The sequence below is a fragment of the Acidimicrobiales bacterium genome (assembly GCA_036273495.1).
Taxonomy (GTDB): domain Bacteria; phylum Actinomycetota; class Acidimicrobiia; order Acidimicrobiales; family JAJPHE01; genus DASSEU01.
Window position 1 is genome coordinate 1 of sequence record DASUHN010000025.1, and the last position, 2,794, is coordinate 2,794.

Consider the following 2,794-nt stretch of genomic DNA (forward strand, 5'->3'; position numbering starts at 1 on the left):
TAGAACCGGGCGGCAGCGTCCCGGTCGGAGCTGGCCAGGTCGGCCCAACACGGTGCGCCGGCGGGGCTGGGTTCACGAGTGGGCACGGGGGTCTCCTTCGTCGCTCGGACTCTCTATTCAAGACGGGGCCACCCGCGGAAACTCATCGTCGCGGACGAAGACCGCGACCCGATCGGATGTCACAGGAAGGAGCGCCATGACCTCACAGGAGCTGGTCCGGACCCGCCGGGTTGTGCACCGGATCGCGGCCCACGTCCTGGGACGGCGCCGGTACCAGGTGGCCGGCCGCTTCGGCCTCCGGGCCAGTCCGGCCGGGCTGGCCACGCCTGCGTTCGGGGAGGGGCCCGAGGTGCTCCGCCTGGCCGGGACCCACCTCGTCCGGGAGGGTCCGGACGGCACCGCCTTCATGCCCGTTCCCGGGTCGAGCCTGCGGCAGTTGGCGCGGTTCGTCGACGCCGACCTCGACGTCAAGTTCTCCGTCGGCGCCGACACACCCGACATCGGTGACCCGGACGAGGTCATCGACGTCGACCCTTCGGCACTGGCCGCGCTGGCGGCGTGGCTGGATCTCGCCTGGCGGGTCCTCGACGACGTCGTCGCCGGCCTCGGCCCGGCGGCGGAGCCGGCCGTGCTGCAGCTCTGGCCCGAGCACCTCGACGCCGGGACCAACGTGGCTGTCGGCCCCGAGCAGCGGGTCAATCTCGGGTTCTCCCCCGGTGACGACCCGCGGCCTCGAGTGCCTCACCCCCGAACCGCGTCCCGCCCGGGACGATGTTCCGGGATGAGGGCCGCCGCCGGTCGGGGCAGGAGAGTTAACAGGGCGTAACGAAACCCCTTGCGACGGCGGCGCCCGAGTCCGCCCTGAACCGCGCCGGGGAGGCCCGAGACAGATGCACCCCGGTCCCAGCGACACGAGGACCACTTACACAGGGGCGCGGCGGCGCCGGGTGACCGTGGCCGTGGCCGTGGTGGCCGCCGTGGCCGTTCCTCTCCTCGTACCAGGGGCACGGGCCGCGGCCCCGGCCGCCGAGACCGGCCCAACCGTTGACGCCGTGCCGGCGCCGGCGGCGACGCCGCCGGTGGCCGTGGGCACCTCCCGCCCGGCAGCCTGCCCGGCGTCGAACGGTGACCCGAACAGCGCCAACGACGGCGCCAAGGCCGCGGGCGAGGGCACGTTCCCGTGGCCCCCCGCTCCGGCCGGGACCGACCCCGAGCAGTACGCCACCCACGCCCACACCTCGGCGGTCGGCGGGCTCCCGGAACGCCCCGCCAACTGGGCCAACGGAGGCGGAAGCTGGAAGCTGGCCAGCGCCCGGACGACCAACACCCAGGTGTCCGAGAACCCCCAGGAGCTCTGCGGCGTCGAGGGGAGCGCCGTGGACAAGGCGTGGGAGACCTCCACCGGCCGGCCCGACACGGTCATCGCCATCACCGACTCGGGCATCGAGTGGTGCAACGCACCGGTCGTCGACAAGATCTACCTGAACCGGGCCGCACTGCCGTACCCGGAGAACGCCCAGGGCCTCACCAAGCCCCAGCTCGAGCAGCAAGGGGTCGCGTTCTCCGACAGCAACCCCTACGACCTCCTCGGCACCGGCGCCCTCGACGTCTCCCAGTACCGGGACGACCCCCGGGTGCACCAGGTCACCCAGGCCGGGCCGTCGAAGGGCGTCTTCTGCGGCTCCTACATCAGTCCCGAGGACCTGATCCGGACCTTCGGATCGCCCGCTTCCCCCTACTACTACCCCACGTCGGATCCGACCGCCGAACCGCCCGCCTATCCGGGCCAGAGCCCGGCCGGGTTCACCGAGGCCATCGCCGGGTGGAACTTCCTCGACAACACCAACGACCCCTACGACGACGTTCTGTACGGGCACGGGACGGGTGAGGCCGAGGACGCCACCGCGGCGGCCGACTCGAGCGGGGAAGTCGGGACCTGTCCCAACTGCATGGTCCTGCCGATCCGCGTCGGCGAGAGCTTCATCGCCGAAGGCAACGACTTTGCCCGGGGCGCCCTCTTTGCCGTCGACAGCGGCGCCTCGGTCCTCCAGGAGGCTCTGGGCACCATCGACGAGACGACCACGGCCGCGCAGGCCATCGCCTACGCCAACGCCCACGGCGTCCCGGTGATCGCCAGCGCCGCCGACGAGGAGGCCGAGCACCACAACGAGCCCGGGAACCTGCCGGGGACGATCGTCGTCAACAGCGTCACCCAGTCACCTTCGGAGGGCGGCGCGACTCTCGACAACCCGCCGGGGTACCTGTTCCTCAACGGCTGCACCAACTACGGCGGCAACATCGGAGTCTCGGTGGAGAGCGCCAGCTGCTCCTCGGAGGCCACGGGGAAGAGCGGCGGGGTCACGGGGTTGGTCGAGTCCGAGTCCCGCACCCTGATGGAGGAGGGCAGGCTCTCCGCCTACCCACGCCTCACCACGGTCGGCGGCGCCCCCGTGGCCCTGTCGTCCACCGAGGTGCGCGAGCTGATCGAGATGTCGGCCGACGACGTCGACTTCGCCAGCGCCGTGGTCCCGTCCGGATCGGACGCCACCACGACCCTCCCGGAGCCGCCCGACAACTACGCGGTCGTCTCCCCGGTGCCCACGACCCGCTACCCGACGCAGCCGGGCTATGACACCTACACCGGCTACGGCCGGCTCGACGCCGGGACGATCCTGGCCTGGCTGGCGAAGGACAAGATCCCGCCCGAGGCCTCCTTCGGGGAGATGCAGTGGTTCCAGACCTACGACCCGACCCAGTCCGTCCGGGTACCGGTGTCGGCGGCGGCAGTGCGGAC

The 2,794-nt window shown here is 72.2% G+C and carries 2 protein-coding genes; both read left to right on the forward strand.

The annotated features are described in order from the left end of the window. Positions 1-196 precede the first annotated feature (196 nt). Positions 197-826, forward strand: coding sequence for a hypothetical protein (locus tag VFW24_01150; protein HEX5265356.1), 630 nt, complete (start codon positions 197-199; stop codon positions 824-826). A 121-nt stretch (positions 827-947) separates the two neighbouring features. Continuing rightward, the coding region (locus VFW24_01155; GenBank protein HEX5265357.1) for a hypothetical protein at positions 948-2,794 on the forward strand (1,847 nt) is incomplete at its 3' end.

Coding starts and splice junctions, on each gene's coding strand:
- VFW24_01150 (HEX5265356.1), top strand. CDS start 197: ATGACCTCACAGGAGCTGGTCCGGACCCGCCGGGTTGTGCACCGGATC.